General features: G+C 43.4%; 14 protein-coding genes. 12 read left to right on the top strand and 2 right to left on the bottom strand.

Features of this window, described 5'->3' with window-relative positions:
* The first annotated feature begins 49 nt into the window (after positions 1-49).
* The 9 genes from DW904_RS05245 (at position 50) to DW904_RS05205 (ending at position 10,061) form a co-directional block, all read left to right on the top strand.
* Positions 50-1,069 carry a PhoH family protein gene (locus DW904_RS05245; protein WP_118578388.1) on the top strand — a complete coding sequence of 340 codons (1,020 nt, stop codon included), beginning with the start codon at positions 50-52 and terminating at the stop codon, positions 1,067-1,069.
* A gap of 171 nt (positions 1,070-1,240) precedes the next feature.
* Positions 1,241-1,738: an rRNA maturation RNase YbeY gene (ybeY, locus tag DW904_RS05240; RefSeq protein ID WP_226840922.1), complete on the top strand. Its 498-nt coding sequence runs from the start codon at positions 1,241-1,243 to the stop codon at positions 1,736-1,738.
* Positions 1,739-2,109: 371 nt separating this feature from the next.
* Entirely contained in the window at positions 2,110-3,123 is a 1,014-nt protein-coding gene (locus tag DW904_RS05235) for a DUF3048 domain-containing protein (protein WP_226814800.1), read from the top strand.
* 343 nt (positions 3,124-3,466) lie between these two features.
* Complete coding sequence (proB, locus tag DW904_RS05230) at positions 3,467-4,324, top strand: glutamate 5-kinase (protein ID WP_118578387.1); 858 nt, start codon at positions 3,467-3,469, stop codon at positions 4,322-4,324.
* Between the two features lie 84 nt (positions 4,325-4,408).
* Entirely contained in the window at positions 4,409-4,630 is a 222-nt protein-coding gene (locus DW904_RS05225; protein WP_118578386.1) for a DUF896 domain-containing protein, read from the top strand.
* Positions 4,608-5,168, top strand: a complete 561-nt coding sequence (locus DW904_RS05220) for a 5-formyltetrahydrofolate cyclo-ligase (RefSeq protein WP_118578385.1) — start codon at positions 4,608-4,610, stop codon at positions 5,166-5,168. Before DW904_RS05225 ends, DW904_RS05220 begins: the two co-directional genes overlap by 23 nt.
* Positions 5,169-6,419 (top strand): glutamate-5-semialdehyde dehydrogenase, encoded by a 1,251-nt coding sequence (locus tag DW904_RS05215; protein WP_187565669.1) that lies wholly within the window; start codon positions 5,169-5,171, stop codon positions 6,417-6,419. It abuts the gene before it with no gap.
* Positions 6,420-6,507: 88 nt separating this feature from the next.
* Positions 6,508-8,787 (top strand): hypothetical protein, encoded by a 2,280-nt coding sequence (locus DW904_RS05210; protein WP_118578384.1) that lies wholly within the window; start codon positions 6,508-6,510, stop codon positions 8,785-8,787.
* 257 nt (positions 8,788-9,044) lie between these two features.
* Positions 9,045-10,061: a M14 family zinc carboxypeptidase gene (locus tag DW904_RS05205; RefSeq protein ID WP_226814801.1), complete on the top strand. Its 1,017-nt coding sequence runs from the start codon at positions 9,045-9,047 to the stop codon at positions 10,059-10,061.
* Positions 10,062-10,227: 166 nt separating this feature from the next.
* Here the strand turns inward: DW904_RS05205 and DW904_RS05200 are convergent, their stop codons facing one another.
* On the bottom strand, positions 10,228-11,598 hold the full coding sequence (locus tag DW904_RS05200; protein WP_118578383.1) for an MATE family efflux transporter: 1,371 nt from the start codon (positions 11,596-11,598) through the stop codon (positions 10,228-10,230).
* A 372-nt stretch (positions 11,599-11,970) separates the two neighbouring features.
* Here DW904_RS05200 and DW904_RS05195 point away from each other — a divergent pair, with 372 nt between their 5' ends.
* The 3 genes from DW904_RS05195 (at position 11,971) to DW904_RS05185 (ending at position 13,378) form a co-directional block, all read left to right on the top strand.
* The gene (locus DW904_RS05195; RefSeq protein WP_118578382.1) at positions 11,971-12,336 is read left to right on the top strand and encodes a BMC domain-containing protein; all 366 of its coding nucleotides are present in this window, start codon (positions 11,971-11,973) and stop codon (positions 12,334-12,336) included.
* Positions 12,337-12,347: 11 nt separating this feature from the next.
* The gene (locus DW904_RS05190) at positions 12,348-12,776 is read left to right on the top strand and encodes a BMC domain-containing protein (protein WP_118578381.1); all 429 of its coding nucleotides are present in this window, start codon (positions 12,348-12,350) and stop codon (positions 12,774-12,776) included.
* Between the two features lie 125 nt (positions 12,777-12,901).
* A complete protein-coding gene (locus tag DW904_RS05185; RefSeq protein WP_347562028.1) occupies positions 12,902-13,378 on the top strand; it encodes a EutP/PduV family microcompartment system protein in 477 nt (158 codons plus the stop codon).
* Positions 13,379-13,660: 282 nt separating this feature from the next.
* Here DW904_RS05185 and DW904_RS05180 read toward each other — a convergent pair whose 3' ends face one another.
* The gene (locus tag DW904_RS05180) at positions 13,661-14,542 is read right to left on the bottom strand and encodes an AraC family transcriptional regulator (RefSeq protein ID WP_118578380.1); all 882 of its coding nucleotides are present in this window, start codon (positions 14,540-14,542) and stop codon (positions 13,661-13,663) included.
* Positions 14,543-14,838: the final 296 nt, after the last annotated feature.

The raw sequence follows: 14,838 nt of genomic DNA, 5'->3' as shown, positions 1-14,838 counted from the left end.
ATACTTTTACCCAGAGATATTTTTGAACAGACACAAGGAGGAGCAGTTTTTGAAATCCACGAATATAGAGATTGACTCATTAGATATTTTACAGGAGCTTTTTGGAATCAATGATAAGCTGATCAAGGTGATTGAGAATCGTCTTGGCGTATCCATTACCCAGAGAAATTCCTGCATTACCGTAAGTGGGACTAATGACGGCAGGATACATTCAGCTGTGAATATTATTGAAGCCATGAAGGAAGCTCTTGAAAAACAGCAGCAGCTTTCCGTGGATATGATCCATCGTTTTCTGGATGAGACCGAGGAAGAGGATGACAGCGAGGAGGATATTGCAGACAGCACCCGCAAGGTGCTGGGGGATGCAGTGACTTTGAATTATAAGAATATTCCAATTCGAACTAAGACAATCGGACAGAAAAATTATATCACTGCTTTGAAGAACAATACGGTTACTATCTGTATCGGACCTGCCGGTACAGGTAAAACATACCTGGCAGTTGCTTATGCGGCAGAGCTGTACCGGAATGACGAGATTGAGAGAATCATTCTCAGCCGTCCGGCCATTGAAGCGGGCGAGAAGCTTGGTTTCCTCCCGGGAGATTTACAGGAGAAGGTTGATCCTTATCTGAAGCCACTTTACGATGCACTAAATGACGTATTCGGGCCGGATCAGGCTGCGAAGTTAAGAGAACGGGGAATCATTGAGGTTGCACCTCTTGCATATATGCGAGGCCGTACTTTGAATAACAGTATGATCATCATTGATGAGAGCCAGAATGCCACACTTCCTATTTTGAAAATGGCACTTACCCGTATTGGTACTGGTTCTAAGATGATTCTTACCGGCGATGTAACACAGATCGACCTTTCCAAAGAGACGGATTCCGGACTTCAGAAGTGTGCTTCTATTTTGAAAAATGTAGACGATATTGCTACTATTTCCCTGACGAACCGTGATGTTGTCCGCTGCAAGATCGTGAAGGACATTGTTAAAGCATTTGAGAAAGAGGAAGCGAAAGCCCAGGAAAAGACCCAGAAGCGGGCAGTTCGGCGGACAAGCCGGTAATTGGGAAGCCAGGACAAAATTTTCAGTAAATGACAATCAATATCCTGTGGGAAGATTAATTTGAAACTGAAATGTGAATTTTACAGAATAATTCAAACAAAATAGTAAAATTGAACATATGGTGTCGCCTGTTTGAGAAATCAGGCAGATGTCATACAGGAGGAATAAGTTTTGGTAACAATAGAATACGAATGCGAGACCGATTTTGACCTTGGACTTGACTGTCCGGCGCTTGCGAAGATGGTTGCAGAGAAGGTGCTTGACATGGAGAAATGTCCATGGGATGCACAGGTAAATCTGGTTCTCACAGATAATGAAGAGATTAAAAGGGTAAATACAGAGTTCCGTGGCATTGAGAGAGCTACTGATGTTCTTTCTTTTCCAATGCTGCCATTTGAAACACCGGCAGATTATTCTGTGGCTGAAGATGATGAGTCCTGCTTTGATCTTGACAGTGGAGAGCTTCTTCTGGGAGATATTATGATTTCTGCAGAACGTGCTGCTGCCCAGGCAGAAGAGTATGGACACAGTGTAAAGAGGGAATTTTGCTTCCTAGTTGCACATAGTATGCTACACCTTCTGGGATACGATCACATGACTCCGGAGGAAGCCGCAGATATGGAAGCACGCCAGGCGAAGGCACTGGAGGAACTTGGAATTACCCGTTAAATTTTTTTGTGCATGACCCTATAGCTGGAGAGGCTTTTGCTGTTTGCCGGTTACTGTTCACTGGTAACGTTCCGCGAGGTGTTTTTTGTGAACAAAGTTCACAGAAAACCCGAGAGTTGCGGCGCGAAATCATGCAAAGCATGATTTCTGTGCATCGCGAAGCGCGTTACTGTGAACGGAGTGAACAGTAACGTTTGCCGTGAATAAGTTACTATGAAAGTTCCGGATGGCAGTTGCAAAGCGACTGATTTTCATATAAGGTGATGTCATCAGCAGGTGGCATTACCATTCCGGATGTATTTATAAGTGGCGGTTTCTGCAGTTTCTGTTCAGTTAGAAGGTTAAATATATATGCATAAGGAGGAGAAGACATGAAGAAAAAAATATTTAAACTTCTCACAGGAATGTTGCTTTCCTGCGCACTTGCAGGATCCACAGTAGCGGTACAGGCAGAGGAAGCCGGGACAGATACCGTGAAGAGTTATCTTACCGGAGAGGATGTATCTGTCGGCATTGGCCACAGACGTCCCATCGCAGTTATGCTTGGCAACGATACCAATGGCGCTCCACAGAGCGGAACTGAGAACGCAGGAGTCATTTATGAAGCACCGGTAGAGGGAAGCATCACCCGTCTCATGGCGATCATCGAGGACTATGACAATATTCCAAGGATCGGTTCTGTGCGAAGCTGCCGTGATTACTTCCTGTTCTATGCAAATGAGTATGATGCCATCTATTCTCATTATGGACAGGCTGTATATGCACTTCAGTATCTGGACCAGCACCTGATCGACAATCTGAACGGACTTACCCTTGGAAATGCTTACTATCGCAGCACTGACCGTGTAGCACCGCACAATGCTTACACTGATTTCTCCCATCTTCAGGCAGGAATCCAGAGCCAGGGCTATAGCCAGGATTATAAAGAGGACTATAATGGTCATTTCCAGTTTGCACCGGAAGGAACTGAGACAACCCTGGATGACGGAGTTTCTGCAAATGTTGTGAAGCTTGATAATTTCGCCTATAACCATCCGTGGTTTGAGTACAATGCAGAGACTAAGGAGTACAGCCGCTTCCAGTTTAATGCACCGCATATTGACCAGAACACAGGTAATCAGCTGACATGTGAGAATATTATTTTACAGTATTCCAACTATGTTCCATATGATCCAAATGGTTATCTGAACGTAGATACCCAGTCCGGAGGTGAGGGCAAATACATCACCAGAGGCAAGGCAATCGACATCCACTGGACAAAGGATTCCCAGTGGGGAATCACTCATTATTATGATTCCAATAATCAGGAGATTCAGCTGAATCCTGGAAAAACATGGGTCGAGATCGTGCTGAATGATTCTGTAGGTTCTGTGTCTTTACAGTAAAATAAATTAAAAATGGAGAGGGACGTCATAAGATAAGGCGTTCCTCTTTTGTATTTACGTGAAAAACATGCGCTAGAGCCTGTCTGCACCAGCGCATGATGCAAAAGAACGCGTTTTGACTTGATTTGCAAAAGTGATAGGACGATCAAAACACGGTAGAGCTCTTTCAGACTATGCAATATCTTACAGAAACAATAATTCTACACGTTAAAATGTGAAATTTTTCTGAAATTGAGAACTGTTTACCTGAAACCATGGACGAAATGAAAAAAATGATGTAAGATAAGAAATTGATATGTATGAAAAACTACATGGAAACATAATAACGGAGTTGACAAATAAAATGAATGATCGGGAAAGACTGAAAGATAAAAAACGTATTGTAATCAAGATTGGAAGTTCCTCTCTTACCCATGCTGAAACTGGCAAGCTGAATCTTCGGAAACTGGAGATTCTGGTAAGGGAATTGGGCGATCTTCGAAATCAGGGTAAGGATGTGGTTCTGGTATCTTCAGGAGCCATCGCTGTTGGAGCAGCAGCTCTTGGATTTAAAGAGAAGCCACAGGAGCCTCGTCAGAAGCAGGCGTGTGCAGCGGTTGGACAGGCCAGACTTATGATGATTTACCAGAAGCTGTTTGGAGAATACAATCAGATGGCAGGTCAGATCCTGATGACCAAAAATACCATGGTAAACAACGCCAACCGCAAAAATGCAGAGAACACGTTTAATGAGCTTTTATCCATGGGTGTGATCCCTATTGTTAATGAGAATGACTCTATTTCCACCTATGAGCTTCAGTCTCTGGAAAAATTCGGAGACAACGATACCCTTTCTGCAGTGGTAGCTGCTCTTATAGGGGCAGATCTTCTGATCCTTATGTCAGACATAGACGGACTTTTTACAGATGATCCGAATACAAATCCAGATGCGAAATTTATTGACACGGTAGAAACATTGGACGATGAACTTCTTAACATGGGAAAATGCTCCTCCGGAAGCAAAGTGGGCACTGGAGGAATGGCTACCAAGCTTACAGCTGCCAGAATTGCCACAGCTGCCGGTACCGACATGGTAATTGCCAATGGCGGCGATTTTCATAATATTCACCGCATTGTGGAGGGCGACCCCTGCGGTACATTGTTTGTTGGAAAGAAAAAGGAAGAGTTTTTCCTGATCGATTATATTGAAAAATTGCTGTAACTGTTCAGTATCTTCACAGTTACAATTGCTTTAAGTTTTTGTATAAATTAAAATTACACAGAACATTCTCAGGAGGAGTATATTATGGACAGCACAAAAATCGACAGAATCAACACCCTTCACCATAAGGCACAGAGTGTAGGCCTTACAGAAGAAGAGAAAAAAGAACAGGCAGAGCTGCGCAAGGAGTATATTGCCACCATTAAGATGAACCTTAGAAATCAGCTGGATAATATTGATGTAAAGGAAGCCGATGGTACGGTTGTGAATCTTGGAGAAAGATATGGAAGAAAAAAGACTCATTAGAAAGCAGATTTTTGCAGCCAGAAAGCAGTGCAGCGATGCGCAGGTAGAAGAATGGAGCCATCAGATTACAGATCAGGTGCTGAAACTCTCAGAGTTTGTGAAGGCTAAGCATATTCTGGCTTATGCAGATTACAATCATGAAGTAATGACCAGATATATCATTGAGGAAGCCTGGAAAGCAGGAAAAGAAGTGGCAGTCCCGAAGGTTGTGGGAAAGGATATGGTTTTTTACCGCCTTACTGATTTTTCTCAGCTAGAGCCTGGATATTTTGGAATTCCGGAGCCTGTCAGAGGCGAGATCGTGAAGTGGGAGGATGCTCTTATGGTCATGCCTGGTGTAGCTTTTGATCCTGAGAACAACAGAGTGGGATATGGCGGCGGCTTTTATGACCGCTTTTTAGAAAAACATCCTGATATTACCAGACTGGCAGTGGCTTTTGATTTTCAGATCCTTGATCTGGTGCCCACAGAACCTACGGACATTTGTCCTCAGATCATTGTGACACAGAGTAAAGTTTACCGGAGGGAGGACTTATAAATGAATGAAATGCTGGAAACTCTTGGCAGGAATGCCAAAGAGGCAGAAATCGTTCTTCGAAACCTTGATACAGCTAAGAAAAATCAGGTTCTGGAGGCTGTTGCAGACAGCCTTGTTGCAGATTCGAAAGCACTTCTTACAGCAAATGCCATTGATGTAGAGAATGGCTGGAAGAATCAGATGCCAGAAGGACTGGTGGACCGTCTGATGTTGACAGAAGCCAGAATTGCAAGCATGGCAGAGGGGCTTCGTCAGGTTGTGGCACTGGAAGATCCTATCGGGGAAGTGACCGGGATGAAAAAACGTCCCAACGGACTTCTCATTGGACAGAAGAGAGTCCCTCTTGGAGTGATCGGAATCATCTACGAGGCAAGACCAAATGTGACAGCAGATGCTTTTGCCCTTTGCTTTAAAACTGGCAACGTGGTGATCTTAAAGGGTGGTAGTGATGCCATCCATTCCAATACTGCTATTGTGGATTGCATCCGCAGAACCCTGGATGAGAATGGAATTACGAAAGATGCGATCCAGCTGATCTCTGATACTTCAAGAGAGACTGCCGGAGAATTCATGAAGATGAATGAATATGTGGATGTACTGATTCCACGAGGAGGCAAAGGTCTTATTAAAGCAGTAGTAAATAACAGCACGATTCCTGTAATCGAAACTGGTACCGGAAACTGCCATATTTATGTGGATGAGAGCGCAGATCTTCAGATGGCGGCAGACATTGTGATGAATGCCAAGACACAGCGGGTGGGTGTCTGCAATGCCTGTGAGTCTCTTCTGGTGCATGAGAAAGTGAAGGATGCTTTCCTTCCGGTTCTTGCAGAGCGCCTTCGGACAAAGAATGTGGAGATGCGTGCTGACGAGGAAGCGAAGGCTTTGATCCCAGACGCAGTCACTGCCACTGAGGAAGACTGGGGTACAGAATATCTGGACTATATACTTTCTATAAAAGTAGTTGGATCTGCAGATGAAGCGATTCGCCACATCAATCGCTACAATACAGGCCATTCAGAGGCAATTATTACCAGAGATTACAACAATGCCCAGAAATTCCTGGATGAAGTAGATGCAGCTGCTGTATATGTGAATGCTTCTACAAGATTTACGGATGGTTTTGAGTTTGGTTTTGGTGCCGAGATCGGAATCAGCACCCAGAAGCTTCATGCCCGTGGCCCCATGGGACTTCTGGCACTTACTTCCACAAAATATATCATTTATGGAAACGGACAGATTCGTCCTTAGGTTTGATTTTTGAACCGAGATATGTTATACTAGACTTCGATGTTAATATTTAATATGGGGGACTCATTTATAAGGAGGACTTTTTAAAATGAAGAAAAAGCAACTTTTGGTATTCATTATGGCGGGAAGCCTTGCAGCCGGAATGTCTCCGGTGACAATGGCATTTGCAGAGGCAGATACCCAGACCGTGACAATAGAGGACACAGTAGCTGTTGCCGCAGAGTCAGAAGAAGGAGAAGCAGCAGCTGAACCAGTGCAGGATATTTCAGATGCCGCAGCAGATACACCTGTGGAAGAACCTGCACAGGCAGCAGATACGCCGACTGCAGAACCAACCCAGGCAGCTGCAGATACACCGGCAGCAGAACCAACCCAGGCAGCTGCAGACACACCGGCAGCAGAACCAGCTCAGGCAGCGGATGCGGTTGTGGATGATGGCTTTAACAGCGGAGATACTGCTGAGCTGACTTTGGAGGAAGAGGAGAGTGCTACCCCTACTCCTGAGACCACTGGTCAGATTATCCTGAAGGCAGCAGATGGAACCCAGACATCCTATTCCACATTAGCAGAGGCAATTGCGGCAGCCCCGGTTAATATTGGCAAGGATGGTGAAGTTACCCAGATCCTTGTAACCGGAACTGTAGAGATCAGTGAGACTGTTGTGATCGATCAGAATAAGAATATCTCTATTGCAGCAGCTGCGGATGGAACTACTATTAAACGTGCAGCCGGATTTTTAGGAGATATGTTTAAAGTAAAAGATGAGTCCACTTCTTTCCAGTTTGGTACAGGCAAGGAGGGTGAGACTGTTTTAAGTCTGACTGTAACAGGAGCACTTGACCAGGGGGATGCAACAGGCTCCATTATTTCTGTGGAGGGCGGTTACTTCGGATTGTCCGATGGTGTAACCCTGACAGGAAACAGAACCAGTGCGCCGGGAGCTGCAATCTGTAATTCTGGCGGAAGCATCGGACTGGCAGGTGGTACTATCACAGGAAACCAGTCTGAAGGTATTGTAAATGAAGCTGCTGAAATTACAGGTGGAGCTATTTACAGTCTGGGCGAGATCCGTGTTTCCGGCGCCGTAATTGTAAAGGATAACAAGGACGATGGTCTTAATGATAACAGTATTGTTTTAGGCGGTGATAACGCATGTATCGCAGCAATTGGCCAGCTTGCTGAAACAGCAGACCTTCAGGTAAGAAGAAGTGACGCAGCTGCCGGAAAGATTATTGTAAAGGTCGGTACGGATGCGAATGGTACTGCACTTACTACTATGGAGAATATTCTGGCACATGTTCATTATCTGGACACTACAGAGTATACCATTAACAACCAGACTGGAGCACTTGAGTCTGTTACAGCTCCTGTTAGTACTATGACGCTGACCGCAGATTCTATTTCCTGGAATAAGGCGTATGAGCATACTGTTGATCTGACCTTCCATACCAATGATGCTGGTGTTGGAGGAAGATATTATGTGACCTGGGTGAAGAAATCTGATTCTACACCTGGATTCGAAGCAGTAAAGAGCAATTATAAGAGCTCTGGAGATATTGCAAGCTCTGCAAGTGTACAGTTGACAGATGTAGCTTATGATACAGCCATTAAAGTAGTTGTATATGCTGAGGATTCCAAGGGACTTGAAGCAGTTGCGCCACTTGTACTTACATTAAAGGCGAAAGCAAGCACTCCCACAGAAACTCCGATTACTACTACACCGACGCCAACTACTCGTGCAACCATTAACCCGTCTGTCAGCGAAAGCAAGGTAACAGGTCTTGAAAAAGCACTGGCATTCTACCCGAAGCAGATGTACAATTTCACAGTAACTGGCGCCGGAACTGACAATACAAACCCGATCAAAGGTGATACCAAGTGGATCCCGTATGGCTGGAGCATGTCCGCGAAGAACATTGACACCGGATATCAGAAGAGCTGGTCTATCGGAAATGTAAATGGTATCAAGCAGGCGAAGACCTTTAGAATGTATATCTTCTTCCAGAAGTACATATACAATGGATCCGAATGGGAAGCTACCGGCGTGAAGGAAGCTCTCCCTACAGAATTTAAGTCCAAGGCAATCGACTTCACAGTAACTCCATCCGGCACAATCACGCCAACTGCAACAGCCGGTTCTGGTTCCGGCGGTTATGATTATAACGGAACAGGTAGCGGCGATGGAGATGGAACAGATGGCGATGATGCAGAGAACCATGACGGAACAGACAGCGATACCGGTTCTACATCTGCAACAAACGCGAGAACAGCCGATAACTCTCCGATTGCCACTATGATGATGCTTGCAAGTCTTTCTCTGGTAGCTGGAGGTTATGTTATCGTCAGAAAGAGAAAAAAAGAAATCTAAGAAAATCTATGGCATATGAATAACCATGCATTTTGATCAGAAGTTTTTCTGACAGCAAAATAATAAGAAACATACATTAGGCAGGTCTTTTGACCTGCCTTTTTGCATATAATAATACAGGCAGCGGGGGGACAGGCTATAGCGTGTAAAAAAAGGCCTTCTGCAAGATGTACGTTACACTTTGTTGGAATGATTTTTCAAACACGCTCTAGAGATGAAATGCCGCCTGAGTTTTTTCCTGCTGCAGGAGGTAAAATATGTTGTCAGAAAGCGTATTGTCAGTCAGAAAAGAATTGTTCCCACAGAATAAAACGGCTGTCAGTGACATGCCGAAAGTAAATATACAAAAGAAAGTACAACCGACAGATGCAGATATGGTACAAACATCGCTGTCATTTGAAAACATATATTATTCTTTATGGGAAATAGCTGGACGCTACAGCAGCTTTTGCCAGTTTCGCGTGATTGGAAACAGTCATGACGAGAGAATGATCCCAATGCTGGAAGTTGGCACCGGCGCACAGATGATCTTCTGTGTGGCTGGAATTAATGGAACTCAGGCTCTTTTGCCGGAACTTCTTCTGAAAATGGCAGGAGAATACTGCAGGGCCTACGAATGCGGCTGGAAGCTGGATGAATTTTATGAAGTGAAAAAACTCCTTGATAAAATAAGGATCTGTCTGATTCCGATTTTAAACCCGGATGGTTATGAAATCCGCCAGAATGGCTTTGGTGCTATTCGAAATCCAGTTTACCGTCAAATGCTTCGTATGCAAAGCATTCCTGCTGAGGATTTTGGATATAATGCCCGTGGAATGGATATTTCACATAATTTTCCAACGGTTCATTATATCCGTTCACGTATGGGAGAGGAACCAGCCAGCGAGAATGAGACAAAGGCATTGATCCGGATCATTCAGGAATATGATGGAAGAGGACTTTTGACGTTTGCTCAATCCGGAAGGGAAATCATTTATTATCACTGTCAGCAGGGAGTGGGAAGTCTTCCGAAATCCTACCGGCTGGCAAGACATATGCAGAAATCTTCTTCCTATCATCTGGAAAGGGAACAGATGACCGAATCGGCCAGGGAAAAATTTAAGGGAATGGGAACCCCGGAACAATACTATATTCAAACGAAAAAACAGCCGGCATTTCGTATTAAAGTACCAGCTCAAAGCGGAAATGGAAGAGGCGTTGAAGAGGATAAAAAGGCAGTATATGAGGAAATACATTTGCTTCCATTGGAATATATATTTTCATTAGACAATTAAATGTTATTGTTTGCAGGTGAGCTTTTGTAAAATAATTACCGGAGAAAGCTGGCCGGTAACCATAAAAGGAGATGTCCGAAATAATCGAAACATCTCCTTTTAGTATATGATTTGTTTTTTGGCGTTTACGAAACGCATAGAAGATTGCCATGCGCATCCGAAATGATTATTTTTCGGAAGTAGCAGTTTCCGGTCTTTCGTATTTCCTGCGGATATCTTTCATGACAAAAAGATAGGAAACACCGGTAAATACTGCTGCTGTAACCCACGCTGCCGGGTCACAGAAGCATGCAAGTGCATAACTTCCTACCGCCATGGAAATCATTGCTACAACCAGACGTGCAACCAATTCAGAAACACCACCCATCATAGGCAGGAATCCATATCCGCAGCCCTGCATGGTATTTCGGAATACGAAAATACTGCTTAAAGGAATGTAAAAGATCACACTCATATAAATGTAAGTTTTTGCCCATGGAAGCATGCTGTTCATATCCACATTTCCAGTGAAGAAAAGTCCAAGAGCTGGTTTCAGAAGAATACAAACCAGCACGGCTGCTGCAAGAGCATATACAACAGAAGCTTCCAGAGACGCTTTAACACCCTGGCGGATTCTCTTGATATCACCCTTTCCGAAGTTCTGTCCACTATATGTCGCCATAGTCTGTCCCATAGCCATCATTCCCTGGGTTACCAGGTTCTGCACCTTGCTGGCTGCCGTAAAAGAGGCAACGGCATCGGAACCGAAAAGATTGATGGCAGATTGCATGACCATAGTACCGGAAGCTGTAATTGCAAACTGCAATGCCATAGGAATTCCCATAGCCAGCTGGTTACGGCTCTCCTGGCCGTGAAGCCTCCAATGTCTTCTGTTTGGGGCAAGAGAAGGCATACGTATATAGATGTAGACCAAACAGAGTATTGCGGAAACGCCCTGAGAAATAATGGTTGCCCATGCTGCTCCGGCAACGCCCATTTTAAAATTGATAATCAGTACCAGATCCAGAATTACATTTAAAGCTGCGGAAAATACAAGAAATACCAGCGGAATCTTACTGTTTCCAACTGCACGCAGGTAAGAGGAAAACAGGTTGTAAAAAATAGTGGCGATGATTCCGGCGCTGATGATCATAATGTAGGTATATGCATCCTGAAAAATGTTGTCAGGTGTGTTCATCAGCTTCAGAAGAGGGCGCATGCCCAGCAAACTTAAAGAACTGATGATTACGGTAAAAATCAGGGAAAGAAGAATTCCGTTAGCTACACTGATCTTTACCCCTTCGGTATCTTTGGCTCCGAAGCGCTGAGCGGTGAGTACGGAGAAACCAGCTGTGATTCCCTGCGAGAAGCCCACAGTAAGAAACATGATCGTTCCGGTGGATCCGACTGCCGCAAGGGCATCCGCGCCTACATAGCGTCCTACAATAATCGTATCTGCCATATTATAGAGCTGCTGAAAAATGTTTCCAATAATAAGAGGAAGCATAAATTTCAGGATTACCGGCAAAGGCCGGCCTTTTGTCATATCTTTTTCCATAAAAAACTCCTTATTGAGAAATATAGAAATCGTAAATAAAAAGTGTTACTAAATTACTTACATATTAGAGTGTGTCAGAGTCTGTTTGAAAAATCATTCCCACAAAATATAACGCACATTTTGCAGATTGCATTTTTTTACATACTCTGGAAGCGAAAATTATTTTATCACACTGCGGATTATCTGTCACTATTTTATTTTTGACTATTTTAAAGGCATTTAATGCCATAATGTTCAAGAAACCACACTTTTTCTCGAAAAATGTTTAGGAATTTTGACTGATATGTTGGTTTTGCTTGCTATTTGCTCTCATAAATGGTAAAATCAAATATAACGTGAAGATATTTTTTTGAAAGAGAGGCATTCATATAAATGGCGAATGAACATGGAGAACAGATCAGAATCGTGCAGGAGACTGTGGCTGGTAAGGAGATTACTTTTGCCCATGTAATGGGAGGACCGGCACCGATCATTTATCAGAAGCTTGGGTTGAATCCGCAGCTGGATTATCGTTCCTCTGCAATTGGAATCATGAATATGACACCTCCGGAATCCGCAGTTATCGCTTCTGATATTGCGGTGAAGAGCGGTAATGTTTATCTTGGATTTGCAGACCGGTTTACAGGGACTTTGATCATTACAGGAGAGATTTCTGATGTAATGTCTGCAATGACTGAGATCGTAAATTATTTCCGGGATTCTCTGGGATATGTGGTCTGCAATATTACGAAACGATAGGAAGTAGAAGCATGGAGCGAATAACGAAGGAAGAGCTGCTGGAAATGCTATTCCATGATGATTATGAACATCTGAAGGGGAAGAAGCTTCGTATGACTCGTGTGCGTGTACCGGGAAAGGAAGTTTGTCTTGCCCATGTGATCAGTCCTTCCCAATCTTGTATTTATGAAAATCTGGGACTGCATATTGGAGTTCATGAGGGGGAAGACCACACAGGAGAATCCATTGGTCTGATCCGTTTTACTCCCTGGGAAGCGGTTGTGGTAGCTGCAGATGTTGCCATGAAGAGTGCAGATGTACAGATCGGGTTTATGGATCGTTTTTGCGGTTCTCTGATCATTACAGGAGGATTGTCCCAGGTGCAGACTGCTGTGGAAGAGGTCGTACGTTTCTTTGACAGAGAGTTAGGCTTTAAAACATGTGCGGTTCACAGAAGCTGACAGATACCTTATGGCTGCGGGAATAGCAGCTTATGGATACGATATTATGATATGCAAATGTAAAAATACTGCACTGCTGTATTTTTACAAGTAAGGTTTATTGAAAACAGGGGAAATACAATTCGATGAAGAAAATTTTTTTGATGGGAAGAAGTGAGGCCGGCAAGACCTCACTGACGCAGGCACTAAAAGGCGAGGAGCTTCATTATATAAAAACACAATATACCAATTCCAATGACGATACCATTGACTCTCCGGGGGAGTATGCAGAGTCAAAAAGATTCAGTGTAGGACTTGCATGTTTTTCCTTTGAGGCAGATGTGGTGGCAATTGTGCAGGCTGCAGATGAGCCATTTAATCTGTTTGGTGCAAGCTGCCGCTCTTTTATCCTTCGTCCTCTTATTGGCATTATCACAAAAATTGATTCACCATATGCCAATATCCCTATGGTGAGACAATGGCTGATCAACGCTGGATGTGAACGCATTTTTATGGTGAATAATGTGACCAGAGAGGGAATTGATGAGTTGATGGAATATCTGCAGGAGGATACCCCGAAGCTTACATTGGAACAGGCGAAATTCAAACAGAGCTTGGTCTGAACGAGTGGGATCCTCTTCCAGAGGGAGTGGCTTATCCGGAAGAAAAAGAGAATATGCTATAAAAAATTCCCATTCAGATTTTCCTGTTATCTGGATGGGAATTTTTATATGGTATGTTGCTTATGTAAATTACGGTATTAAAGAAATGTACTGCTTTAACAGACAGAGGGTTAAATCCGGAACCGCCTGGGCATCCGGAATCCCCACCGACGGTTCACCGATCATATTATATCAGATATTAGTGCAATAATTGGAAAATAAGTTAGCAACCACCAGTTCAACTTAAAATCTATGATTTCGATATTCCCGGGGACTGCATCCCTTTATTTTGGCAAAAACTTTGGAATAATAATTGGGGTCTGAAAATCCAGCCTTGTCAGCTACCGCGCTGACAGGCTGGTCATCCTGCAAAAACTCCAGGCTGCGCTCGATCCGATATTCCTGCAAAAAGGCAAACAAGGTAGTATTCATATGACGTTTAAAAAGCCGGGTACATTCGCTTTCACACAGGTGGATGTGTCCGGCGATGTCATTTAAGGTGATCTTATTTTGATAATTTTCTTCTATGTAGGACAGAATCTTCTTGATTCGGTCGTATTCCAGAGAGTTTTCCCTGGAAGCCTGGGGTTCGTAGGTAATATGCTCCAGAAGAAGCCGCCACATGGATTGCAGGCAGATGGTAATGTCCAGCTCATAAAAATCCGGTTTCTTTTCATCCAGATCAATAATGCGGAGAAGATATTCGCGAAAAGGCTTGTGCCAGGGCTCACTCTGGTCGATACAGATGGCAGGGAGCATAGAATCCTGAATGACAGGATCTACATATTTGCTGTTGACAGTGCTTTGGAAAAATCCATAAATCAGCCTGGAATCAAAGGTTACAGGAATATAAGCGCAGTCCTTCTGATTTTCCATTGTGCCAGAGTGAAGGGCACCGGAGTTGTTAAATACAATATCTCCTTCTTTTAAGTGGTAAACCATATGGTTGACCTTGTAGCACATAGTGCCTTTTTGCACATAAGTAATCTCTATTTCCGGGTGCCAGTGCCACATAAAGGAACCAGACTCATATTCTGAAAGTTTCTGGTAGCTGACCAGGAATGGAAACTGTTCATTGCCGTGCTGTTTTAATTCTTTTTGAAACTGATTGGTTATGATCTGCATGCCAAACCTCCCGAGAAAAAATTTCATATCCTGTGGACTGTATAGAATTCCATATGTTCAAAAATAGAGAACTACAATAAAACGCATAAATTTACCTGTATTATACATCTGTTAAAGATAAAAACGCAATATATTACTTGTTTTTCGCAAGTTATTTAAGGTAATGCAAAGGAAATGCATGTAAAATTGTTCGAGGGCAATAAACTTTAGCGTAAAATGGGGCAAATTTTTTAGCCTGAAACATCAAATAAAATAGTTTACTTACTAGGAACTTATAAGAACAAGAACATAGAAAA

Origin of the sequence: Ruminococcus sp. AM42-11, assembly GCF_003480145.1 — a bacterium.
Lineage (GTDB): Bacteria > Bacillota > Clostridia > Lachnospirales > Lachnospiraceae > Blautia_A > Blautia_A faecis.
The sequence above is the reverse complement of the archived record's forward strand: the minus strand, read 5'-3'. Positions and strand labels throughout refer to the sequence as shown.

Excerpts from the sequence above, each read along its gene's own strand:
- proB (WP_118578387.1), top strand. The coding sequence starts at position 3,467 with ATGAATGATCGGGAAAGACTGAAAGATAAAAAACGTATTGTAATCAAG.
- DW904_RS05190 (WP_118578381.1), top strand. The coding sequence starts at position 12,348 with ATGGAGCGAATAACGAAGGAAGAGCTGCTGGAAATGCTATTCCATGAT.
- DW904_RS05205 (WP_226814801.1), top strand. The coding sequence starts at position 9,045 with ATGTTGTCAGAAAGCGTATTGTCAGTCAGAAAAGAATTGTTCCCACAG.
- DW904_RS05220 (WP_118578385.1), top strand. The coding sequence starts at position 4,608 with ATGGAAGAAAAAAGACTCATTAGAAAGCAGATTTTTGCAGCCAGAAAG.
- DW904_RS05235 (WP_226814800.1), top strand. The coding sequence starts at position 2,110 with ATGAAGAAAAAAATATTTAAACTTCTCACAGGAATGTTGCTTTCCTGC.
- DW904_RS05215 (WP_187565669.1), top strand. The coding sequence starts at position 5,169 with ATGAATGAAATGCTGGAAACTCTTGGCAGGAATGCCAAAGAGGCAGAA.
- DW904_RS05195 (WP_118578382.1), top strand. The coding sequence starts at position 11,971 with ATGGCGAATGAACATGGAGAACAGATCAGAATCGTGCAGGAGACTGTG.
- DW904_RS05210 (WP_118578384.1), top strand. The coding sequence starts at position 6,508 with ATGAAGAAAAAGCAACTTTTGGTATTCATTATGGCGGGAAGCCTTGCA.
- DW904_RS05225 (WP_118578386.1), top strand. The coding sequence starts at position 4,409 with ATGGACAGCACAAAAATCGACAGAATCAACACCCTTCACCATAAGGCA.
- DW904_RS05200 (WP_118578383.1), bottom strand. The coding sequence starts at position 11,598 with ATGGAAAAAGATATGACAAAAGGCCGGCCTTTGCCGGTAATCCTGAAA.
- DW904_RS05185 (WP_347562028.1), top strand. The coding sequence starts at position 12,902 with ATGAAGAAAATTTTTTTGATGGGAAGAAGTGAGGCCGGCAAGACCTCA.
- DW904_RS05180 (WP_118578380.1), bottom strand. The coding sequence starts at position 14,542 with ATGCAGATCATAACCAATCAGTTTCAAAAAGAATTAAAACAGCACGGC.